Below are 20,083 nucleotides of genomic sequence, written 5' to 3' on the forward strand. Positions count from 1 at the left end.
TAAACTCCCTCTTTTAAAGGAACAAAACCATATGTTCATCATCACTATACACACCATTCATCTTTATAGCTCTCTTTTCAATCCCATACGTTTTAAAGCCTATTGATTCATACAACCTTTTTGCTGGCTCGTTAGTGGATACAACACCTAATGTCAATTGTTCCAAGTTCATTTCTCTTGCTTTTTCGATTGCCTTACGTATTAACTCACGTGCAAGACCACTTCTTCGATTGCTTGCATCTACATACATCGCAACGATATGACCTTTATGTTTATACGCCTCTTTCTCTTCTGTTAGTAAAGTAACAACTCCAACTAATTGATGCTCTTCATTAAAAGCACCAAATGTACAACTAGTAGCAGCTGTTAAATTACTTTCCACTCGCTTAATCGGATTTTCTTGGTGAATCGCCTCTTCATAAGTTGTTACAAATGCCTCTGGATTTACTTGTAATGCTTGTAAACGTAAGTCCCAATATTTTTTTGCATCTTCTTTCGTAAGTAATCGAATCATATTTCTCTATCCCCTTTTAGTTAACATAATATTTTTACAAACTACTAATTAAAGATTGATATTCTTCTCTTAACATACTATAACGATAGCGATGAATGAACTGACCTTTACGTAATCGATCATTTCTCATTAACCCTTCGCATACAAAACCAGCCTTTTCATAGCTCTTTCTAGCTTGTAAATTATCTTCATCTACACGTAGCCATACTTTTTCTAATTCAAACTCAAAGAATGCTACATGTAACATACTATATAGGGCGGCTATTCCATACCCTTTACCCCAGTATTCTTTATTACCAATCGCGATTCCCAATTCTGCATTTTTATTTGTTTTATCAAAGTTTTTAAGATCTACCCATCCAATATGTATGCCGTTCTCCGCAGTGATAGCTCTTTGTTCGTAACCATTTTTTCGATTTATACATGCTTCAATCCATTTTTTTGTATCTTCACGAGTGAACGGTGGATATTGATCTGGTACAACTAAATGTTTCGTTATTTGTGTATCTAATGACCATTGATATCGATCTTCTACATCATCTAATGTCAGTTCTCTTAATTGAACAAATGGTACATTCATTATGCTATCCCCTTTTTATTTTCCTATAGAAAACCCTTCGAACATTCTTCCTCCATACTGTTCTAGCGTTTGTTCTACAAAAGTAATTAAGTTTCCTTTCTCTCCCGTTGTATAAAAATGATCGAACGCCGCTACAAATTGATCTGCGTATTGTTCATCATATTTTCTAAGTACCCTTATAAACCATTTTGAACTTCCAAGCCATTTCCCATTTACTCTTAATACATATTCATGTAATAAATCAGCTAATAAATTCGCGATAAACAACTCTTCTTCTCTTTTTGATGCACCAATAAAATCATCCAAAGTATCTGTAATAAAATACCGCTTCTGCTTCATCATTTCTTCGGTCCATTTTGCTGGTCCTTTATTTAGTAAATTATTTGCTTCTCTTTTTAGTTTTTCAACAATTTCATTTTCACCTTTTAATACAACACCTTCTGCAACTAATTGTGGTAACGAAGGTCTCCCGCGATCGCAATCCATTTTAAAAAAGGTTTTATACGTTTCAAAATTATGTACAAACACTTCAACTGGCCATCCATTACTATAGAAAGATTCTCTATAACAAGATGACAAACTAGGATCTATTATTACAATGTCCAGATCAGATGTTTTTGTCGCTTCCCCTCTTGCAACGCTTCCTCCAAGTAAAGCTACATCACAATTCGGAAAGTGTGATGTAATGATGCTTTTTGCCGCTTCCATTGCTTTCATAACCGTTCCCCTTTTCTTATTTCACTTTCTTTTTTGCAGCTCTTTCTCTCGCTTTTTTTATATACGACTCTGCGTCTGGTGTTTTGCATGACGTTGCTCCGTGATCAACGTGTACTTTTCCAATTTCACGTGCAATTTCAATCGCTTTTCGCTCTAAGTCTTCATTACGAATTCCTATCGCAATTAAAGCACTATTCATTGCTTCTTTTTTTCTATTTTTTTCATTATGTATATTTACTTTAATTTCTTCTAGATAAGGAGAGAAGAAATCATCTTGTAACGTTTTATTTTTAATCGCTATATTTGCTAATAAAGACCAGCCTGCTCTTCCAATCCATTCATCATCAGACTTTGTCCAGTCTTCCATTCTTTCTATCGCGATTGGCGACGTACAAATAGCCGTCATTAAAACGTCCATTAAACAATAATAATCAACTTCCTGTACCCATTTATTTAGTAGTTCTGTCGTAACTTTTTTTGGATCTAATATCATTGTTGCTAAAGTCATTGCATCCATATTTTTTGTTTCCCATAATGAAATTGCTAAATCATGATCTTTTTTTATCTTCTTTTTTAACAATTTTAAATTAGCAAAACTAACTCCGAATAGTGGCTCTTTCGCTCCGTGGTTTTTATACGTTTTACGATTCTGTTCTGTTCCGTATTCCTCTAGTTGCTGCATTACTTCTTCAAGTAACATATACCCACCTCTTTATTTTTTATGTTGACTTCATATATGTATGTACGATATATTCTACATTACTTTTTGGTTTTCCTATATTTACTTTTTAAATTCGGTATGTGAAATTTTAAAGACACGTTTTCATACAACAGGCACCCTCTTCGCTAGCATATTATGTATACCCCCTACTAACTCACTCATTGAATTTACTATATATGAACAAATCACATGCATTTTCATTCAATTTTTGTTTCATTTTAATAAACCTGCAAAATATTGAAATCTTGCATACTTTTGGACAAACTTTTTTGCACTTGTAAAAAAGTTTTTTTGCAATTACCTCCCTATAATTGCTAATATAGTAGAGTAGAACTTTTATAGAGAGAAGGAAAATTATGCACAATGGAATTCGAATGACAACTTTAGTGAAAAGGGCTATGTTGATTTGCGCGGGGGTATTATTTACATACGAAGCGGCTTTAGGATCAACACATACTGCTCTAGCAAGTACAGAGGATGAAGCAAAATCTGTTCAACTTGTAAGTGAAATTCAATCGTCTCTTGCACCGAAAGAAGCTCCAAAACAATACAATGGGCAAGTTAGAAAAGTAGCTTATTTAACATTTGATGATGGTCCTGGAAAATACACAGCTGAGCTTTTAGATATGTTAAAGAAAGAAAATGCAAAAGCAACATTCTTCCTTATTGGTTCAAATGTAAAAGCTTTTCCTGATCTTGTAAAGCGTGAAGATGCTGAAGGCCACTACGTTGGGATGCACAGTATGACTCATAACTACAAGAAACTTTACACAGAAGGTCATTACGTAGATGAGATGAAAGAAGATCAAGGATTAATCGCTGGCGTTCTAGGTAAATCACCAGTATTAACTCGTCCTTCTTACGGCTCAATGCCAGGATTAAACGAAGCGCTTCGCAACAAAGTTGTTGAGAATGGGCTAAAAGTTTGGGATTGGACAATTGATTCATTAGACTGGAGATATAACAAAATGCCGGTTGACGCTGCATCAGCTAAAATTGTAGAAAACGTTATTAATGGTGCAAACAAGCCAACAGAAGTTATCCTTATGCACGACATTCATCCACAGTCCGTAAAAGCAGTACCTGGTATTATTAAAGGGCTGAAAGAAAAAGGATATGAATTAGAAGCCTATAGTGAGAACGAACACTTCCCATTAAACTTCTGGCACGATAATCGTATGTAATAAAAAGACTTGATTTCCTTTAACTAGGAATCAAGTCTTTTTATCGTTTTTGGAATTACTCCTCGTATATTCGACTCAATTCCCCCTCTCTCCTTCGTAAAAAAATACGACGTTTTCGTGCTAAGGAAGATAGATCTATTCATGAAATCAGAAGTAAAAACTTGGATAGTAGAAGAAAAAACCGTATTAAAAAGATGAATCGAAAAGCAAAAGAGATTGCAAAGGCGATTGATACGAAATTAAAACAGATTTATCAAAATACAGTAAGAAATTATGGATTGAATATACAAAGTCAATCCTATTTTTTATATTATCAACACTTTAGCACATATTACTCTTAAGGAGTGATATGTATATGGATTTCCTTTCAGCTGAATATTTGTCAGCCTTACTTGCCATTATTGTAATTGATTTAGTGTTAGCAGGTGATAATGCCATTGTAATTGGGTTAGCAGCAAGACGATTACCGAAAGATCAACAAAAGAAAGTTATTATATGGGGAACTATCGGGGCAATCGCGATTAGAGCCCTCGCTACTTTAGTTGTCGTTTGGTTGTTAAAAATACCAGGGCTACTTCTAATTGGTGGTGTACTCCTTATATGGATCGCTTACAAATTAATTGCTGAAGGCAAAGATCACGATATTAAGGCGGAAGAAGGTTTCTGGTCTGCTATTAAAACCATTATCATTGCTGATGCATTGATGGGAATTGATAACGTTCTCGCTGTTGCTGGAGCTGCGCATGGCAACTTTTCTTTAGTAATCATCGGGCTATTAGTTTCAATTCCAGTAGTAGTTTGGGGCAGTACATTAATTTTAAAATGGGTTGACCGTTATCCTATCATCATTACGATTGGAGCAGCTGTTTTAGCTTATACCGCTGCGAAAATGATTGTAGACGAGAAATGGTTCGCTGCATTTTTCGAAAGTAACCCTTTCATAAAATGGGCATTCATCATTATCATTATTGCCGGTGTAGTTTTCTTCGGAAAGGCAAAACAGAAAGCAACAGATGGTTCTATCTCATGATGATGTTTTATTTACAAACAAAAGGCACTATTCATAGGAATAGTGCCTTTTGTTATTTATTTAGCTTCCCCTTCCGGAGTCGTTTTTACTTTCGTTTTGTTTTTATCACGATTGTTATAGTTATACTTCGAACGATCTATCGGTGTAAATCCTTCCGGTGTGTAGAATCGTAATAAGTCACCATTTACGACTTGGTCAGAGTATTTTAACGAGTTTTGAACCATTTGTTCATTTTGTTTTATTTCATCTGTAAATTCTACTGGTTTTCCAGTCGTTGTATCATAGTATTTGCCGTTTAATGCAGTAACTGTTGGGCTTACGAAGTTGCCGTTACGGAACGCAACAACTTGTTTATGATCTGGTGATAATAAATCTGAACCAAATTGAACATAATTTTTTGTATCTGTTCCTAGTAAGTGTAAAAGAGTTGGAAGAACATCAATTTCACCACCATATTGATGTTGTACGCCACCTTTCACACCTGGTACACGAACGATAAATGGTACACGTTGTAACTGTGCATTTTCAAATGAGTTAATTTCTTTACCCATTACTTTTGACATTGCTGCATTATGATTATCTGAAATACCGTAATGGTCTCCGTACATAACGATAATAGAATTATCGTATAAACCAGATTGTTTCAAGTAATCGATGAAACCTTTTACAGATTCGTCTAAATAACGTGCTGTTTGGAAATACGTATCTACAGACGAGTCACCTGTGTTTGCTGGTTCAATTGTCGCTTCCTCTTTATCAATCGGATACGGGAAGTGATTCGATAACGTAATAAACTTCGTATAGAACGGTTGTTTCAATGTTTCTAATAACGGAATGGATTCATTAAAGAATGGTTTATCTTTTAATCCATAGTTTACTACATCTTTTTCGTTCATATCATAGTATGAAGCATCAAAGAATTTATTAAAACCAAATGATTTATAAATATCGTCACGGTTCCAAAATGTTTTATAGTTACCATGGAATACAGCTGATGTGTATCCTTGTTGTCCTAAAATTGCTGGTGCTGATTGATACGTATTATGAGATTTCGTTGTAAATACAGACCCTTGTGGTAAACCAAACATAGAATTCTCTAACATAAACTCCGCATCAGACGTTTTCCCTTGTCCTGTTTGATGGAAGAAGTTATCAAAATAAAGCGTATTCGCATCTTTTGTAAATGAGTTTAAGAACGGCGTAACTTCTTGACCGTTTAATTTATAATCAATTAAGAAGTTTTGGAATGACTCTAAATGAATATAAATTACGTTCATTCCCTTACCTTTACCGAAATACTCAGGATTCGGACTAGCATAAGTTGATGTTAAATAATTTCTTACTTCTGTCATATTATCTCCATCAGCTAACGCTCTTTCCGTTGATGCTTTCGCACTTTGAATTCCATCATAAATTGTGTAGTTATACGCCCCTAAATATTTCACAATATAATTTCGGTCAAACGTTCTTGTTAATAATTCAGGACGGTCAGATTCTGCAAGTCCTAAGTTAACACTGAATAATAAAATACCTGCTACAAATACTAGTGATACTTTATGCTTCGCAACACGAATTGGTTTTGGATTTGCAAATTTCGTTGCTACTAACACAATTAAAATAATTGTATCTAAGAAGTATAGCGGATCGTAAAGATGTAGCAACGCAACAATACTACCACCTAAATCTCCAAAGTTATTCGTTTGTGTCAACGTCGGGAACGTAATAAAGTCACTGAAAAAGCGATAATATACGACGTTTGCATATAAAAGAATCGACAATAACAAGTTGATAACAATTAACCAAATATAAGATCGTTTCCCTTTTGCAAATAATGCAAGTCCTAAAAATAGCACTGCTGAACTAAGCGGGTTGAAAAACAGCAAGAATTTTTGGATTGTATTTGAAATACCTAAATTAAATTCTGTTACATAAGCCGCATATGTTTTGAGCCAAAATAAAATAACGGCAAACAGAAAGAATCCAAAATGATTGCTTAGCACGCTTTTGCTCTTTAATAAGAATTGTTTCATTTCTCCACCTCTTTTGATCATCCAAGGCTTATTTTTTTATAAGTCTGTCTCTCTATTCAATTTTTTATCTTCAAATAGATTCTATTTATTTAACTATATGAAGAATAATAGTAATTATAATTTGAAGCTAGTATTTATTCAACTATTTCTTTCTATACATTTTGACCTTGGTTTCTATTTAACAAAATAAATTTGTAACATTTTCTGTTTTCTCCCAAGATTCATCCACTAATTATGACATCACATACTATATACCTTTATTCCCTACTTCGCAAATAAATATGTCTCCAGTTCTGGAACATTAATGTAATATAATTAAATTCACAATAGATAACATTTATTTTTAATGTATATTATATTTCTTCAGTTATTTATGCTTCAGCCATTCTTCTATGTACAACATTCAAATCCCTTTCCTTCAATAAAATTATTTTTGAATAATTATTCACAATCCATAAAATACAATTTATAAAAAAAACCTCGCTCCCAAAACGAGAGCGAGGGTTTTCATCATTTATTATTGACCTTTGTACATTGCATCTACTTGTTTTTGAAGTTCTTCATTTTCTAAGAACTCATCGTAAGTAGCCTCTTTATCGATTACACCGTTTGGCGTTACTTCGATAATGCGGTTTGCAATTGTTTGTACGAACTGATGGTCATGTGATGTGAATAAAATTGTACCTTTAAATGCAATTAAACCATTGTTTAATGCAGTGATAGACTCAAGGTCTAAGTGGTTCGTTGGGTCGTCAAGTGTAATAACGTTTGCACCACTTAACATCATTTTAGATAACATACAACGAACTTTTTCGCCTCCAGATAGTACTGAAACGTTCTTCTTAACTTCTTCGCCTGAGAATAACATACGGCCTAAGAAACCACGTAAGAAGCTTTCTGACTCATCTTGTGGAGAGAATTGACGTAACCATTCAACTAAGTTGTAGTCACTGTTCTCAAAGTATTTAGAGTTATCTCTTGGGAAGTACGATTGAGATGTTGTAACGCCCCATTTAAATGAACCACTATCTGGCTCCATTTCACCCATAAGGATTTTAAATAATGTCGTCATCGCAATATCGTTACGACCGATAAATGCAACTTTATCACCTTTATTTAAAGTGAAGTACACATTATCTAACACTTTTTCACCATCAATTGTTTTAGAAAGACCTTCAACAGTTAATAAGTCATTTCCTACTTCACGTTCTGGTGTGAAGCCAACGAATGGGTAACGACGAGATGATGGCTTAATATCATCTAATGTAATTTTATCTAATAATTTTTTACGAGAAGTTGCTTGTTTCGCTTTAGATGCGTTTGAGCTAAAGCGCGCAATGAAGTTCTGTAACTCTTTTACTTTCTCTTCTTTTTTCTTATTAGCATCTTGTGTTAATTTTAAAGCTAATTGGCTTGACTCATACCAGAAGTCATAGTTACCAACATAAAGTTGAATTTTACCGAAATCAAGATCAGCCATGTGCGTACATACTTTATTTAAGAAGTGACGGTCATGGGATACAACGATAACTGTATTTTCAAAGTTCATTAAGAAGTTTTCTAACCATTGAATCGCTTTTAAGTCCAAGTGGTTGGTAGGCTCATCTAGTAATAGAATATCAGGTTGACCGAATAAAGCTTGAGCAAGTAATACTTTTACTTTCTCTGCCCCAGTTAATTCTGACATTTTCTTATCATGAAGGTCTTCACCAATACCTAAACCTTTAAGAAGAATTGCAGCTTCTGACTCAGCTTCCCAACCGTTCAGCTCAGCAAACTCACCTTCAAGTTCAGCAGCACGCATACCATCTTCATCACTAAAATCTTCTTTCATATAAATGGCATTTTTCTCTTGCATTACTTTGTAAAGACGAGTATGACCCATAATTACAGTTTCTAATACTGGGAACTCTTCGTATTCGAAGTGGTTCTGTTTTAATACTGCAAGACGCTCACCTGGCGTAATATGTATGTCACCTGTTGATGGTTCGATTTCTCCAGATAAAATCTTTAGAAATGTTGATTTACCAGCACCGTTTGCTCCGATTAAACCGTAGCAGTTACCTGGCGTGAATTTTATGTTAACATCTTCAAACAATTTGCGATCCGCGAAACGCAAACTAACGTTACTTACTGTAATCATTTGTGTCCTCCTACTAATACCGCTTATTTCAGCGTTTTCTCACCGATTGTCTTAAAAAATCGCATATTACGACTCAATTATTGTAGACTATAGTTATTATATAGTAGAAGCTGGATGAATAGCAACGGTTGATTGCTATTCCTTTCTTTCCAAACTTGAATAAAACCTTTGTTTTTAATTATATTAAAGTTACATACACACTTTAAGGGGGATTCATTTTGAAAACAATATTTATGATTGGTGCATTATGTTTATCTCTTATTTCCTTAACTGCATGTAGTAATAACAATGGAAAAACACCTACTGAATCAAAACAAGAGAAAAAAGAAACGAAAGTAACTGTCGATTCAATTATCACTGAATTTAAAAATGCTGGTCTCCAAGCAGAAAATCCAACCGATCTTCCACAAAAAGAATTTGGTAACCTTCGAAAAGAAGGTAAGCGTATTGTCGTACCTGCTCTTGGTGAAGATAAAGGCGGTCGATTATTCGAAATTACAAAGAAAGAAGACCTAGAAAAAGTAAAGAAATATTACGATGAATTAGGAAATTCTGCTCCTATGTTATTCTCTCATACACACGCAAAAGGCAATTTTCTTCTACAAATGAATGGCGATATGAAAGATGAAGAGTTTGTAAAATATAAAGATGTGATGGACAAGTTTGTAAAATAAGGAAAATCACCTTTTAAAAGAACGGGTTCAATTTAGGGAGAGAAAAATGTTAATACCCATTATAAATAACACAATAATTTGTATGCATTTCACACCACGTTTCGTATTATAAAGAGCAAACTAAAACGCTCAGAAAATATTCTGAGCGTTTTCATTTCCTTCTCCAACTAAAGCACCAGGTAGTGTAAAAAGCTATTTCACCATTTGTATTATTAACTTATCTTTTAACATTGACCTATACGAGTCAATTTCATATTTTGTATTATTGATTTTTTCTTTGTTCATTTTTAACATATCAAATATTTCTAACTCTAAATTCCTTCTAGCTTCAAGAACTTTTATCGTTCCTTCTACACCTGAATGGTTATGTTCTTTCCCATAGCCTTGGTTCGTGTAATAGTCGACAAATCCTGTAGACCATTCTGGAGTTCTTTCTTTTAATGCCTTCCTAAATGAAAGTTCAAGATTATCTTGTTCTACATAGAATAACATTGGATTTAGATTCTCTATGATTTTTGCAACTTTCATTACATAATTTATTATTTTTTCTTTTTGTTCACCGTATTTAATCATCCCAATCGTTAATGGATTTTGTATGAAACAACATTCAAAAATATAAACCTTATCATCTTCTAGAGCAATTTCAGCAAAGTCATTCCATTTGTCAGCAATTAATTCAACATTTTTATCGAATGGTAATTCATATATATCGTTTCTTGAAATATCGTTACATAATTCGTCCGAAAACTGGTCACCAAACTCATTTTTTATCTTTCTGTATGGTAATAAATAATTGCTTCCTTTTTTTAAAACTCTTTTAAGAAGCACTTCTTTAAAATCTCCACTGTTAGATACTAATCTATCGAATTCAAATTTATTAAAACAAGATACACCATCATAGTCGGCGGGGTGGTTCAAATTCCCCTCTAAAAATAGTTCAACTTCAATTTTATTTTGGCTTAGAATTTCATTTATTAGCTTTGCAGTGGTCGATTTTCCGAATCCAGGTAAACCTTCTACTATTATTAGTTTTGCATTCATATTTATAAATCCCTTCCTTCAAAGTATTTAACCAAGATTTAAAAAATTAATTACTCCACTGCAATCACTCCTTCAAAATATGATATTCACCATTTCCTTTGAAAAATCCTTCTTAAAGTATCCTGACCGTTAGTTTAAGAACATTTTTTCACAATCTCTACCATTATTTTAACATAAATTTTCCATTTATCTTTTAAACCAAATACTTTGTCAGTAATCCCCAATCGTTGCGCTGCTGTTTTTACTGTTTTCTTTTTCTCTTCCTTTGCAATTTTACTATATAAAAGTACTTAAACAATGTAATACCAATTAAAAAAGGGATGCTAAATCATATGTGATTTACATCCCTAATTTGTGTGTTATTTTATATGTTCTCTCCCATAACTGAAACAGTTACTTTTAAAAGGCGATTCTTTTATTTCCTTTCACTTAATTTCTTTGCATAATTCTTCATTTTACTCGTTAAGCCTATTAAAGCAGGTAGCAATATCGGCATCACAATAATAGCTAATAGTAACAATGCAACACCAACAACGGATGCTACTTGTATAAGCGTTAATACACCTGAAGGGATTAATGCAGCAAATGTACCACCTAAAATAAGTGCCGCTGATAATACGACTCCTCCGATATGACGAGAAGCAGTTACAATTTTCGTCGCTGGGTCCTCTTCTAACTCATTGTATCTCATCATTACAAAAATACTATAATCCACTCCTAAAGCGACAATCATTATGAAACTAAAGAATGGAACATTCCAGCTTAGTGAATCTACGTTTAGTAAGTGTGTACTAATTTGTTCACTTATACCAAGTGATGCAAAATAAGCTAATATTAAAGATCCAATAATAAAGATTGTGTTTAATAATGAACGTGTAATCACGATTAATACGATTGCAATTCCAATTAACATAATTGTAGCTGTACGTAAGAAGTCTTGCCCTGTTACTTCTTTTAAATCAACGTTTCTAGCTGTTGTTCCTCCAATTGCTGTTTTCGCATGATTTAATTCCGTCCCCTTCAAAGTACCATCTATCGTTTTATTGATTTCTTGAATAATTGGCATGGCTTCTTTTGAATACGGATTTACGTCTAAAATGATTGTCATTTTAGCAGTCTTTCTATCATGTGACATGTACGTATTCAAAGCTTTTTGGAAATCTTCTCCCTCCAAAACTTCTTTTGGAATATAAAATTTCTCAGAGCTTTTTGATTCATTTAGTTCTCCTAAATATTTCTGAGCATCCCCTAGGCCGTTACTTACCTTTTCAAGGCCTTCTGTACTTTTAGATAGTCCTGATTGTAATTGTCCCATCTGTTCTTGCAAGTCTTTCAGTCCGGTTAATAGCTGACCTTGCCCATCGTTTATTTTCGTTAATCCGGTTTGTAACTCAGATGACTTGTTTGCAATTTGTTTTGAACCTGTTGCTCCTTCATTTAATCCATTTTTAAGATCAGCTGCTCCTTTTTGTAACTTAGTAACTCCATTGCTCATTTCTTTTAAGCCGTTATCCACTTTCAATAACGATTGATTCGCTTCTTTAAATGATCCCATCGCCGCATTGTGCTGCGCTGCTAATTGATTTAATTCATTTGACAGCCCACCTAATTGCTTTTGAGCCTCTTTAGCAATTCCTATCGTCTGCAGAATGTTAGGATCATTTGCTAATTCTGGTTTCGTTTGAATGAAATTGGTCATTAACATTTCAATTTGTTCATAACCTTTCTTCGCACCGTCAATCGCTTGAGAAATACTTCCGAAGTATTGATCGTAAGAACTTAAACCTTTTTCTAACTGCGTATAGCCAGCATGAAGTTGTGAAGTTGCATGAGATAATACACTTATATTTTCATTTACTGAAGTTAACCCACTCTCAATTTGCTGCGCACCTTTTGCTCCGTCATTTATGCCATTTGATAGTTGATTTAAAGCTGTTCCTAATGCCGATACACCATTTTTCGCTTCATTTGTTCCATCAATTAACTTTTGAACGTTTGCAAGACTATTTGAATCCTTACTACCCATTTTATCTTTCGCAGTAGTTAATCCATCATTAATTTCCTTTATACCACCATTGGCATCTCCTAAACCTGTATTTAGTTCACCCGCTTGTTTATTTATATATAGTTCTTTAATTCTTTCACCAGTTGGACGTGTCGGTGCATATACTTCTGAAACACCTTTCACTTTCAAAATCTTTTCAGTTAGTTCATCTAAAGTTTGAAGCGAACTCGCCTCATCTAACTTATTATTCGATTGAATGACTAACGTACTTGGTGAAGAAAAACCAGGTGGAAAATGTTCTTCTATTACGTTAATCCCCATTTTCGACTCATATTTATTGTCTACTTCAAATAAATCGTTGTAATTAAGTGTATTAGAATACTTTAATACGAAAGGAATCGATATCACGAATACAATAATTAAAGCGACAAACGGTCTTGCAACTGAATTTTTCGCAAAGAATCCCCATAGACGACTATCTTCATGGCCTTTAAATGTTTTAACTGGATAAAACATCCCTTTTCCTAGAAGCACCATAAAAAATGGATTTAACGTAGTTAATACGAGTAATAATACTGCAACACCAATTGCTACCGCTGAAGTAGATTGATATAATTTAAAGCTCGCTAAAGCAAGAGATGCAAAACCAATTAGTACTGCTATCCCGCTATATAAAACGGTTTTCCCTGCCGATTTAAATGTTTCTTTCGTAGCCAAAAATGCGTTTTCTTGTTTACTTAATTCTTCTTTAAATCTCGTAAATAATAAAATGTTATAGTCTGTTCCAACCCCAAACAGGACAACAACTACAAAGACTTGCGTAAAGTTTGAAAACGGGAAATTAAATTGATCTACAAGATGGGCAATAACCCCCATTGAAACTAAGTACGATACACCAACTGTAAGAAGTGAAATAATCGGAACAACAGGTGAACGGAATACAATGATTAATACTACAAGAATGAAAATGATAGAAATAACTTCAGTCTTTTTCACTCCCTCTTGAGAAGATGTAAGAAAATCACCTGCTACTAAGTCACTTCCTGTTAAGTACGTTTTTACCCCTTTCGTTTTCACTTTATTATGAAGATTATTTGAAACTTTCGATATTTCACCATGTTTTTTATCTATCGATATTTGCGTTAAAATAGTCGTATTATCTTTAGAAACTAATTGTTTCTCTAATTCTTTATTATCTAAATGTGAAACAACTTCTTTAATTCCTAATTGTTCTTTTTCATTTTGCAAAGCATTGATTGTTTTTGTTATTTCCTCTTTTTGTTCAGTCGTTAAAGCTGTTTTACTACCACTATTAAAAACTGCTATAATCTCATACTTTTCTGTCCCGTCTTTATTCATTTCTTTTATCATTTTGTCAGCAATACTACTTTGTTCTGTATTAGGAATCGTAATGTGCCCTTTTTCTTTCACTAATTTATCCATATTAGGCATCGTAACGATCATTGTAATGGTAATAACTATCCACAATAGAAAAGATAAACTTCTCCAATTTCTCAGCTTGCTCATTTGCATCATCTCCCACGATTAAAATTTTACGTTAGTTACGGAATGAATATTCATTCCTATTATTTTGAAAACACCCTTTCGGAATGAACGTTCATTCCTCTCGTTCTATTAATTTACTTTTTAGCTCTATTAAACTATGGATTTCGGAATGAATATTCATTCCTTTAATTGTACAGATTGATCATCTCCTACTTTTCTTTTTCACACCCTCATCGGAATGAATGTTCATTCCTATCCTTATAACGCTATAGAATCAAATGATTCTAATAGCATTCCAACAGCTTTCTTCCAGTTCTTTTACCAATTCTTCTGTATATTCTAATTGGCCTGTTTCCATTACTTTAATTAATTTTTCAATCGGTTGATATACAATGATAATTAACGCAATTGGTGGTAATGGACGGAGAAAACCTTTTTCGATTCCATCCTCAATCAAGTCCATAAAGAAACCCATAAAATCCTCGAATATTTCATTACTATGTTCATCGAGAAAATAACTATCACAGTGAGAATTCGTAAAAAGAAAAGCATCTGCATTTTGTCTTGCAAATTCAAATAAACGGTTGTATGTATGGCTAAACTGTTCACGAATATTTGCATTGACTGGAAAGTCGGTTTTTATTAACTCTGATAGCTGTAAAACACTTTTCGTAAATAAAGAATTAACAAGTGCTTCTTTATTTTCAAAATAACGATAAATGGTACCAGCACCTACTTTTGCTTTTACAGCAATCATCGGAATTGTTGTACCATCATAACCTCGTTCTGCAAAAAGTTGTATTGCCGCATCAAAAATGTCTTCTTGTTTATTTTTAGCCATTTTTTCACCTCAATTTCAGGAATGAAAATTCATTCCGTTTTTAATTATAAATTACATCGGTTAAAAGTCAAGTGTGTGACAAGTATCATTGCGTTTTTAATCCCTTGTTTTGTGAAAAAATTTATATCAGCGATTATTAAAATATATCAGCGATTTTCAGGATATATCGGCGCATCTCTAATTATATCAGCGATTTTCAAAATATATCGACTTACCGACAAAAACTGACAACATTTGAAGAAGCTATTCCAAATGAAATTTTAGAATAGCCCGATTTCAAATATGCAGATTAAAAGAAATCATAAATAAACGGCTTGTGCACTGGCACTACATTCTCAAATGCCCGTATTTCCTCTTCGCTTCCGCTAATTAATTCTAATTCATTTAGTTCTAATGGGCGTTTGTATCCAAGCAATATTGTAGATAGTGCATTTATATCTAGCTTGATCCCTTTATCCATCGTTTCTTCTATAATTGTTATTTCATAATTTGCAAGTCTCACTGATACATTATTCCACGGTGCAAATGAATCTGTAATGTGTAGAATGACTTCTTGTTGTACATTGTTCCAGTTTAACTCATACTGTTTTAAGAAATGCTCTACATCTACAATTCTTCCCATAAAATATGGTTTTATTTCTGTTTTCACACGTGGTTCTTGCAATGTATATAACAACTGTTCGTTTTCACTTACTGTCATTTCAAGTTCTTTAATCATAGAATCATGTTGGCAAATAAAGTTCCATAGACCATTTCGAGCTTCATTATGCAGTGGTACGAATTCTTCTACAGTCATTTTAGATTTTTCTATTTTATATAACATGTAACCTGCTGCAGTTTTATTTTCATCGTAGTAAATTGCTAATGTTAAATCCTCATAAACAGCTTGTAACCACCATTTTTCATTGCGAACAAGCATACCAGAAAAACGTTCTGCAAATGTTTCATAAAGCTTCTCGACTTCTTCTGGGTGATTTTCTTTATTGAAACGTTTCACAGTACCATTCACTTGTTTTTTCATAACTAAATCACTCTTTGTCAAATGACATACGAGAAGATTCGCACAAAGTTCCCAGCCGTATTTACGGTAAAATGTAACAGCAAATGGATGTAACATTGATACTGTATATCCGTCTTTTTTCATCGTTTGAAGAGAATGTTGAAGCAATTCTTTCACATATCCGCTTCTTCTGTATTCTGGATACGTCGCTACCCCTGCAACGCCACCCATTTTAAATTTTTCTTTTCCTATGTATATATGAAACGGAATAAGGTGTAGTTTTGCAGCTAAGTCATTACCTTCCATAATACCGTATACTTCATGACTTTCCTTCATTCTTGTAAGTTGCTGCTGCATTCGTTCTTCTTCAACTTTATATTGAAAAGCGTATTCTGATAAGCGTAATGCTTCTCTAAATTTATCTTCTTTTAATCGTATAACGTTCATAAATTTTCCCCCTTCTTTATTTGAATTGTACCATAATTTAAAATATTACAGTGCGGTGAATGAAATTATATAGACTTAACGACACAAATTCAATATAAAAAAGCAGATACATCCTGTATCTGCTTCTCATCCATTTATTTAGTTAACCTTTGAAGTTCTTCGAAGAATGTAGGGTATGATACGCCTACTGCTTCTGCGTCTTCAATTGTTGTTTTTCCTTCTGCTAGACAGCCGGCAATCGCAAGCATCATTCCGATGCGGTGATCACCATAACTATTAACTGTATTTCCTTTTAAAACTGATTTCCCGTAAATAATCATCCCGTCTTCAGTTGCTTCTATGCGAGCACCTAGTTTCGTTAATTCCGCTACGACTGTATCAATACGGTTTGTTTCTTTTACTTTTAATTCGTGTGCATCTTTAATTACTGTAATTCCTTCTGCTTGCGTTGCCGCTAATGCGATTACAGGAATTTCATCAATTAATCTAGGGATAATATCTCCGCCGATTTCGATTCCTTTTAATGAAGATGTTTCAATTGTAATGTTTGCAGCTGGTTCTGATGCTCCTTCGTTAATTGGCTCTACAGTGAACGTAGCACCCATTTTCTCTAAAACATCAATAATACCTGTACGTGTTGGATTCATACCTACGTTTTGTAATACTAGTTTACTATTTGGAATAATTGCACCTGCTACTAAGAAAAAGGCAGCTGATGATACGTCACCTGGTACTTGAACATCCGTCGCTGTTAACTTTTGTCCACCTGCTAGTTTCACTGTCTTTCCTTCGCGAGTTACTTTGACGCCAAATGCTTCAAGCATTCTTTCCGTATGATCGCGAGAAATATGTGGTTCTGTAACAGCTGTTACACCTTCTGCACGAAGTCCTGCAAGTAAAATAGCTGATTTCACTTGTGCGCTTGCTACCGGGGAAGTGTATTCAATTGCTTTTAAATCCCCACCACGTATTGTTAGCGGTGTAAACGTTCCTTCTTCGCGGCCATCAATGTTTGCACCCATTTGTTTTAATGGATTTGTTACACGTTTCATCGGTCTTTTTGCAATAGACGCATCACCTTGTACGCAAGAGAAAAATGGTGTATTTGCCAAAATTCCTGACATTAAACGTATAGTTGTACCAGAATTACCAACATCTAATACAGCTTTCGGTTCTTGTAAACCTTCTAATCCTTTACCAGCTACAGTGACTTCATCACCGTTTTGTACGATGTCTACTCCCATTTCTTTAAAACAAGAAATCGTACTTAAACAGTCTGCACCAGGCAAGAAACCTTTAATTGTTGTTTTTCCTTCTGCAATCGCACCGAACATGACAGCGCGGTGAGAAATCGATTTATCTCCTGGAATTGTAATATTGCCATTTAATCCGTTATTAACAGGTTGTATTGTTCTTTCCTTCACGTTTTCACCTTCTCATTTAAATTGTTTCATACGTTTGGTATTTTTCTTCTCCAAGCGCTAGCTTTGCTTTCATACGATCTTCTTCTCGTTGGAAGCTAATACGTAATACCCCAAGCAATCCTTCACGTGCTTCTAATATTTGCAAGTTCGTAATACTAATTTCTTCGCGCGCTAAAATACTTGTAATGTGAGCCAATGCCCCTACTTTATCTAAAACATCGACGTATAAGTCGTGATAGGCAGGAATCGCCCCTCTCTTTCTTACCGGTAAAGAGTCACGGTATTCTTTCGCATCCGCAAAATAGTTTTGAATCTCGCCTGCATCTCCGCTAGAAACTGTATCATATAAATCTTCCATTTCAGAGATCCACTCTTTTAATAATACCATTAAATGCTCTCGATTTTGCTTAACAATATCACTCCACATTTTCGGACTACTAGATGCGATACGTGTAATGTCTTTGAAACCTCCAGCAGCTAGCTGATGGATAAGTGGATTATCTCCTGCATGTTTCTCCACTTGCTTTACTAATCCAGCGGCAATAAGGTGCGGGAAATGACTAACGATCCCTGTTACATAATCATGTTCTTCTGTATTTAAAACAAGGAAATGTGACCCTGTTCCTTTTAACCAATCTTTTAACTCTTCCACAGGTTCATTTGGCACATGATTCATTGGCGTTAAAATATAAAATGCATTTTCAAATAAATGCGCTTTTGCACTTTCAACTCCCGTTTTATGAGAACCTGCCATCGGATGTCCACCAATGAAAGAAATTTCCTTTGAAAATAAAGCTTCCGCTTCATTCATAATTGTTCCTTTTGTGCTACCAACATCGGTTACAATAACATCTTTTCGTAAACGAAATGACGCTAATTTGTGTAATAACTTCTTCGTTTCTTCAACTGGTGAAGCAAAAACAATTAAATGTGCCTCTTCACATGCATGTTGTAAATCTACTGCTATTTCATCTACTACGTGTAATTCTTTTGCACGCTCTACTTGTTCTTGAAATATATCATAACCTGTTATCGTTACATCGTGCTCTTTCTTAATTGCTAATGCGAGAGAGCCTCCGATTAAACCAGTTCCAATTAATACTACCTTCTTATGCATTTGCCTCATCTCGAGACTTTCTTTTTTTATTTTCAAAGTGTTGTTGTAACACTGAAATCACTCCTTCATTTTGCTCCCTTGTTCCGACTGTAATACGGACGCCATTTGGGAACGGACGAATAATAAATCCTGCGTGTGCACAAGCTTCATAAATCTCTCCAGCATTCTCAACTGGCAAAAAGATGAAATTTGTTTGCGATGGATAAAATGGAATATCATGTTCCTTACAAAAGCTCTCGTATTGTTGTAATCCCTCTGTATTTACACGAACTATTTCCTCAATAAACTCCTCATCACCAAAAGCAATCGTCGCTGCTTTTTGTGCTAATGAAGATACGTTAAATGGCAAACGTACGACATTTAATTTTTCGATTAACTCTTCATGTCCAACCGCATATCCAACGCGGAAAGAAGCTAATCCGTACGCTTTAGAAAACGTTCTAAGTACAAGAATATTTTTATGTTTTTCTAAAAGCGGTAATGTCTCTGGAAAATCTTTTGCTGTTACGTATTCATAGTACGCTTCATCAATGACAATTAACGTATTTTCACTAATGCCTTCAATAAATTGAGTCAATTTTCGGTCATTCACATATGTGCCTGTCGGGTTATTTGGATTACAAATCCATACGATTTTTGTATTGTTATCTACTACTGAAGAAATTTCGTCTAAGTCGTATACACCGTTATTTAACGCAACTTCCTTCACTTCGCAACCTTCTATAATTGCATGATGACGGTACTGCGGGAATGTTGCTCCAGCCGTTACGATGTTATCACCTACTTTTAGTACTGCACGGCTTATTATTTGAATGACTTCATCTAAACCACTACCGCAAAGTACTTGTTCCATTTGCACATGTAACTTATTTGCAATTGTTTGACGGAGCGTTGTAGCACCTCCGTCAGGATATAAAGCATGATCCAACCACGATTTTTGCAACTCATCTAAAACTCGTGGTGAACAGCCGAATGGATTTTCATTCGATGCTAATTTAACAAACGAATGATCTCCGTACACTTCTTTCATTTGTTCAGGTGATTTACCTGGTTTATATGGTTGTAATGATGATAGTTGCTCTTTTACTTGCATGTTAAAACCACCTTTT

Annotated in this window: 16 protein-coding genes and 1 pseudogene; 4 read left to right on the forward strand and 13 right to left on the reverse strand. The window is 34.2% G+C overall.

The annotated features are described in order from the left end of the window. Window positions 1-13: 13 nt before the first annotated feature. From PDQ40_RS07130 to PDQ40_RS07145, 4 genes are read right to left on the reverse strand one after another with little or no spacing between them, the layout of a single operon-like run. On the reverse strand, window positions 14-514 hold the full coding sequence (locus tag PDQ40_RS07130; RefSeq protein ID WP_000620335.1) for a GNAT family N-acetyltransferase: 501 nt from the start codon (window positions 512-514) through the stop codon (window positions 14-16). A 34-nt stretch (window positions 515-548) separates the two neighbouring features. Beyond that, window positions 549-1,094, reverse strand: coding sequence for a GNAT family N-acetyltransferase (locus PDQ40_RS07135; protein ID WP_001102432.1), 546 nt, complete (start codon window positions 1,092-1,094; stop codon window positions 549-551). Window positions 1,095-1,109: 15 nt separating this feature from the next. After that, entirely contained in the window at window positions 1,110-1,811 is a 702-nt protein-coding gene (locus PDQ40_RS07140) for a nucleotidyltransferase domain-containing protein (protein WP_000646301.1), read from the reverse strand. A 16-nt stretch (window positions 1,812-1,827) separates the two neighbouring features. Continuing rightward, window positions 1,828-2,511, reverse strand: a complete 684-nt coding sequence (locus PDQ40_RS07145; RefSeq protein ID WP_000923436.1) for a DNA alkylation repair protein — start codon at window positions 2,509-2,511, stop codon at window positions 1,828-1,830. Window positions 2,512-2,888: 377 nt separating this feature from the next. Between PDQ40_RS07145 and PDQ40_RS07150 the strand changes: the two genes are divergently transcribed. The 3 genes and pseudogenes from PDQ40_RS07150 to PDQ40_RS07160 all read left to right on the forward strand — a co-directional run bounded on the left by PDQ40_RS07150 (window position 2,889) and on the right by PDQ40_RS07160 (window position 4,746). After that, window positions 2,889-3,716, forward strand: a complete 828-nt coding sequence (locus tag PDQ40_RS07150) for a peptidoglycan-N-acetylglucosamine deacetylase (RefSeq protein WP_000551437.1) — start codon at window positions 2,889-2,891, stop codon at window positions 3,714-3,716. 80 nt (window positions 3,717-3,796) lie between these two features. Further along, a pseudogene (locus PDQ40_RS28195) lies at window positions 3,797-3,959 on the forward strand (DUF3841 domain-containing protein); the annotation flags it as partial. 112 nt (window positions 3,960-4,071) lie between these two features. Next, on the forward strand, window positions 4,072-4,746 hold the full coding sequence (locus tag PDQ40_RS07160; protein WP_000346935.1) for a TerC family protein: 675 nt from the start codon (window positions 4,072-4,074) through the stop codon (window positions 4,744-4,746). 56 nt (window positions 4,747-4,802) lie between these two features. Here the strand turns inward: PDQ40_RS07160 and PDQ40_RS07165 are convergent, their stop codons facing one another. Both PDQ40_RS07165 and PDQ40_RS07170 read right to left on the reverse strand, forming a co-directional pair. Continuing rightward, window positions 4,803-6,776 (reverse strand): LTA synthase family protein, encoded by a 1,974-nt coding sequence (locus tag PDQ40_RS07165; protein WP_000808752.1) that lies wholly within the window; start codon window positions 6,774-6,776, stop codon window positions 4,803-4,805. A gap of 517 nt (window positions 6,777-7,293) precedes the next feature. Continuing rightward, complete coding sequence (locus PDQ40_RS07170) at window positions 7,294-8,919, reverse strand: ABC-F family ATP-binding cassette domain-containing protein (protein WP_000633868.1); 1,626 nt, start codon at window positions 8,917-8,919, stop codon at window positions 7,294-7,296. Window positions 8,920-9,152: 233 nt separating this feature from the next. On the opposite strand from PDQ40_RS07170, the gene PDQ40_RS07175 reads away from it, so the two are divergent. Beyond that, entirely contained in the window at window positions 9,153-9,593 is a 441-nt protein-coding gene (locus PDQ40_RS07175; RefSeq protein ID WP_001997685.1) for a hypothetical protein, read from the forward strand. 192 nt (window positions 9,594-9,785) lie between these two features. On the opposite strand, the gene PDQ40_RS07180 is transcribed toward PDQ40_RS07175, so the two are convergent. The 7 genes from PDQ40_RS07180 to hisC form a co-directional block, all read right to left on the reverse strand. Beyond that, a complete protein-coding gene (locus tag PDQ40_RS07180; protein ID WP_000992226.1) occupies window positions 9,786-10,634 on the reverse strand; it encodes a hypothetical protein in 849 nt (282 codons plus the stop codon). A gap of 415 nt (window positions 10,635-11,049) precedes the next feature. After that, entirely contained in the window at window positions 11,050-14,166 is a 3,117-nt protein-coding gene (locus PDQ40_RS07185; protein WP_048557968.1) for an MMPL family transporter, read from the reverse strand. 253 nt (window positions 14,167-14,419) lie between these two features. Beyond that, on the reverse strand, window positions 14,420-14,986 hold the full coding sequence (locus PDQ40_RS07190) for a TetR family transcriptional regulator (RefSeq protein WP_270691299.1): 567 nt from the start codon (window positions 14,984-14,986) through the stop codon (window positions 14,420-14,422). A gap of 289 nt (window positions 14,987-15,275) precedes the next feature. Next, window positions 15,276-16,433 carry a GNAT family N-acetyltransferase gene (locus PDQ40_RS07195; protein WP_001100974.1) on the reverse strand — a complete coding sequence of 386 codons (1,158 nt, stop codon included), beginning with the start codon at window positions 16,431-16,433 and terminating at the stop codon, window positions 15,276-15,278. A 134-nt stretch (window positions 16,434-16,567) separates the two neighbouring features. Then, window positions 16,568-17,857 carry a 3-phosphoshikimate 1-carboxyvinyltransferase gene (gene aroA, locus PDQ40_RS07200; protein ID WP_000664604.1) on the reverse strand — a complete coding sequence of 430 codons (1,290 nt, stop codon included), beginning with the start codon at window positions 17,855-17,857 and terminating at the stop codon, window positions 16,568-16,570. Window positions 17,858-17,873: 16 nt separating this feature from the next. After that, entirely contained in the window at window positions 17,874-18,974 is a 1,101-nt protein-coding gene (gene tyrA, locus PDQ40_RS07205) for a prephenate dehydrogenase (protein WP_000549200.1), read from the reverse strand. Then, entirely contained in the window at window positions 18,967-20,067 is a 1,101-nt protein-coding gene (hisC, locus tag PDQ40_RS07210; protein WP_001197358.1) for a histidinol-phosphate transaminase, read from the reverse strand. The genes tyrA and hisC overlap by 8 nt, the downstream gene beginning before the upstream one ends. Window positions 20,068-20,083: the final 16 nt, after the last annotated feature.

Origin of the sequence: Bacillus cereus group sp. Bc061 (assembly GCF_027715825.1) — a bacterium.
GTDB lineage: Bacteria > Bacillota > Bacilli > Bacillales > Bacillaceae_G > Bacillus_A > Bacillus_A paranthracis.

What these genes read in the sequence shown, in the direction of transcription:
- PDQ40_RS07130 (WP_000620335.1), bottom strand. Translation starts at nt 514, where the DNA reads ATGATTCGATTACTTACGAAAGAAGATGCAAAAAAATATTGGGACTTA.
- PDQ40_RS07135 (WP_001102432.1), bottom strand. Translation starts at nt 1,094, where the DNA reads ATGAATGTACCATTTGTTCAATTAAGAGAACTGACATTAGATGATGTA.
- PDQ40_RS07140 (WP_000646301.1), bottom strand. Translation starts at nt 1,811, where the DNA reads ATGAAAGCAATGGAAGCGGCAAAAAGCATCATTACATCACACTTTCCG.
- PDQ40_RS07145 (WP_000923436.1), bottom strand. Translation starts at nt 2,511, where the DNA reads ATGTTACTTGAAGAAGTAATGCAGCAACTAGAGGAATACGGAACAGAA.
- PDQ40_RS07150 (WP_000551437.1), top strand. Translation starts at nt 2,889, where the DNA reads ATGCACAATGGAATTCGAATGACAACTTTAGTGAAAAGGGCTATGTTG.
- PDQ40_RS07160 (WP_000346935.1), top strand. Translation starts at nt 4,072, where the DNA reads ATGGATTTCCTTTCAGCTGAATATTTGTCAGCCTTACTTGCCATTATT.
- PDQ40_RS07165 (WP_000808752.1), bottom strand. Translation starts at nt 6,776, where the DNA reads ATGAAACAATTCTTATTAAAGAGCAAAAGCGTGCTAAGCAATCATTTT.
- PDQ40_RS07170 (WP_000633868.1), bottom strand. Translation starts at nt 8,919, where the DNA reads ATGATTACAGTAAGTAACGTTAGTTTGCGTTTCGCGGATCGCAAATTG.
- PDQ40_RS07175 (WP_001997685.1), top strand. Translation starts at nt 9,153, where the DNA reads ATGATTGGTGCATTATGTTTATCTCTTATTTCCTTAACTGCATGTAGT.
- PDQ40_RS07180 (WP_000992226.1), bottom strand. Translation starts at nt 10,634, where the DNA reads ATGAATGCAAAACTAATAATAGTAGAAGGTTTACCTGGATTCGGAAAA.
- PDQ40_RS07185 (WP_048557968.1), bottom strand. Translation starts at nt 14,166, where the DNA reads ATGAGCAAGCTGAGAAATTGGAGAAGTTTATCTTTTCTATTGTGGATA.
- PDQ40_RS07190 (WP_270691299.1), bottom strand. Translation starts at nt 14,986, where the DNA reads ATGGCTAAAAATAAACAAGAAGACATTTTTGATGCGGCAATACAACTT.
- PDQ40_RS07195 (WP_001100974.1), bottom strand. Translation starts at nt 16,433, where the DNA reads ATGAACGTTATACGATTAAAAGAAGATAAATTTAGAGAAGCATTACGC.
- tyrA (WP_000549200.1), bottom strand. Translation starts at nt 18,974, where the DNA reads ATGCATAAGAAGGTAGTATTAATTGGAACTGGTTTAATCGGAGGCTCT.
- hisC (WP_001197358.1), bottom strand. Translation starts at nt 20,067, where the DNA reads ATGCAAGTAAAAGAGCAACTATCATCATTACAACCATATAAACCAGGT.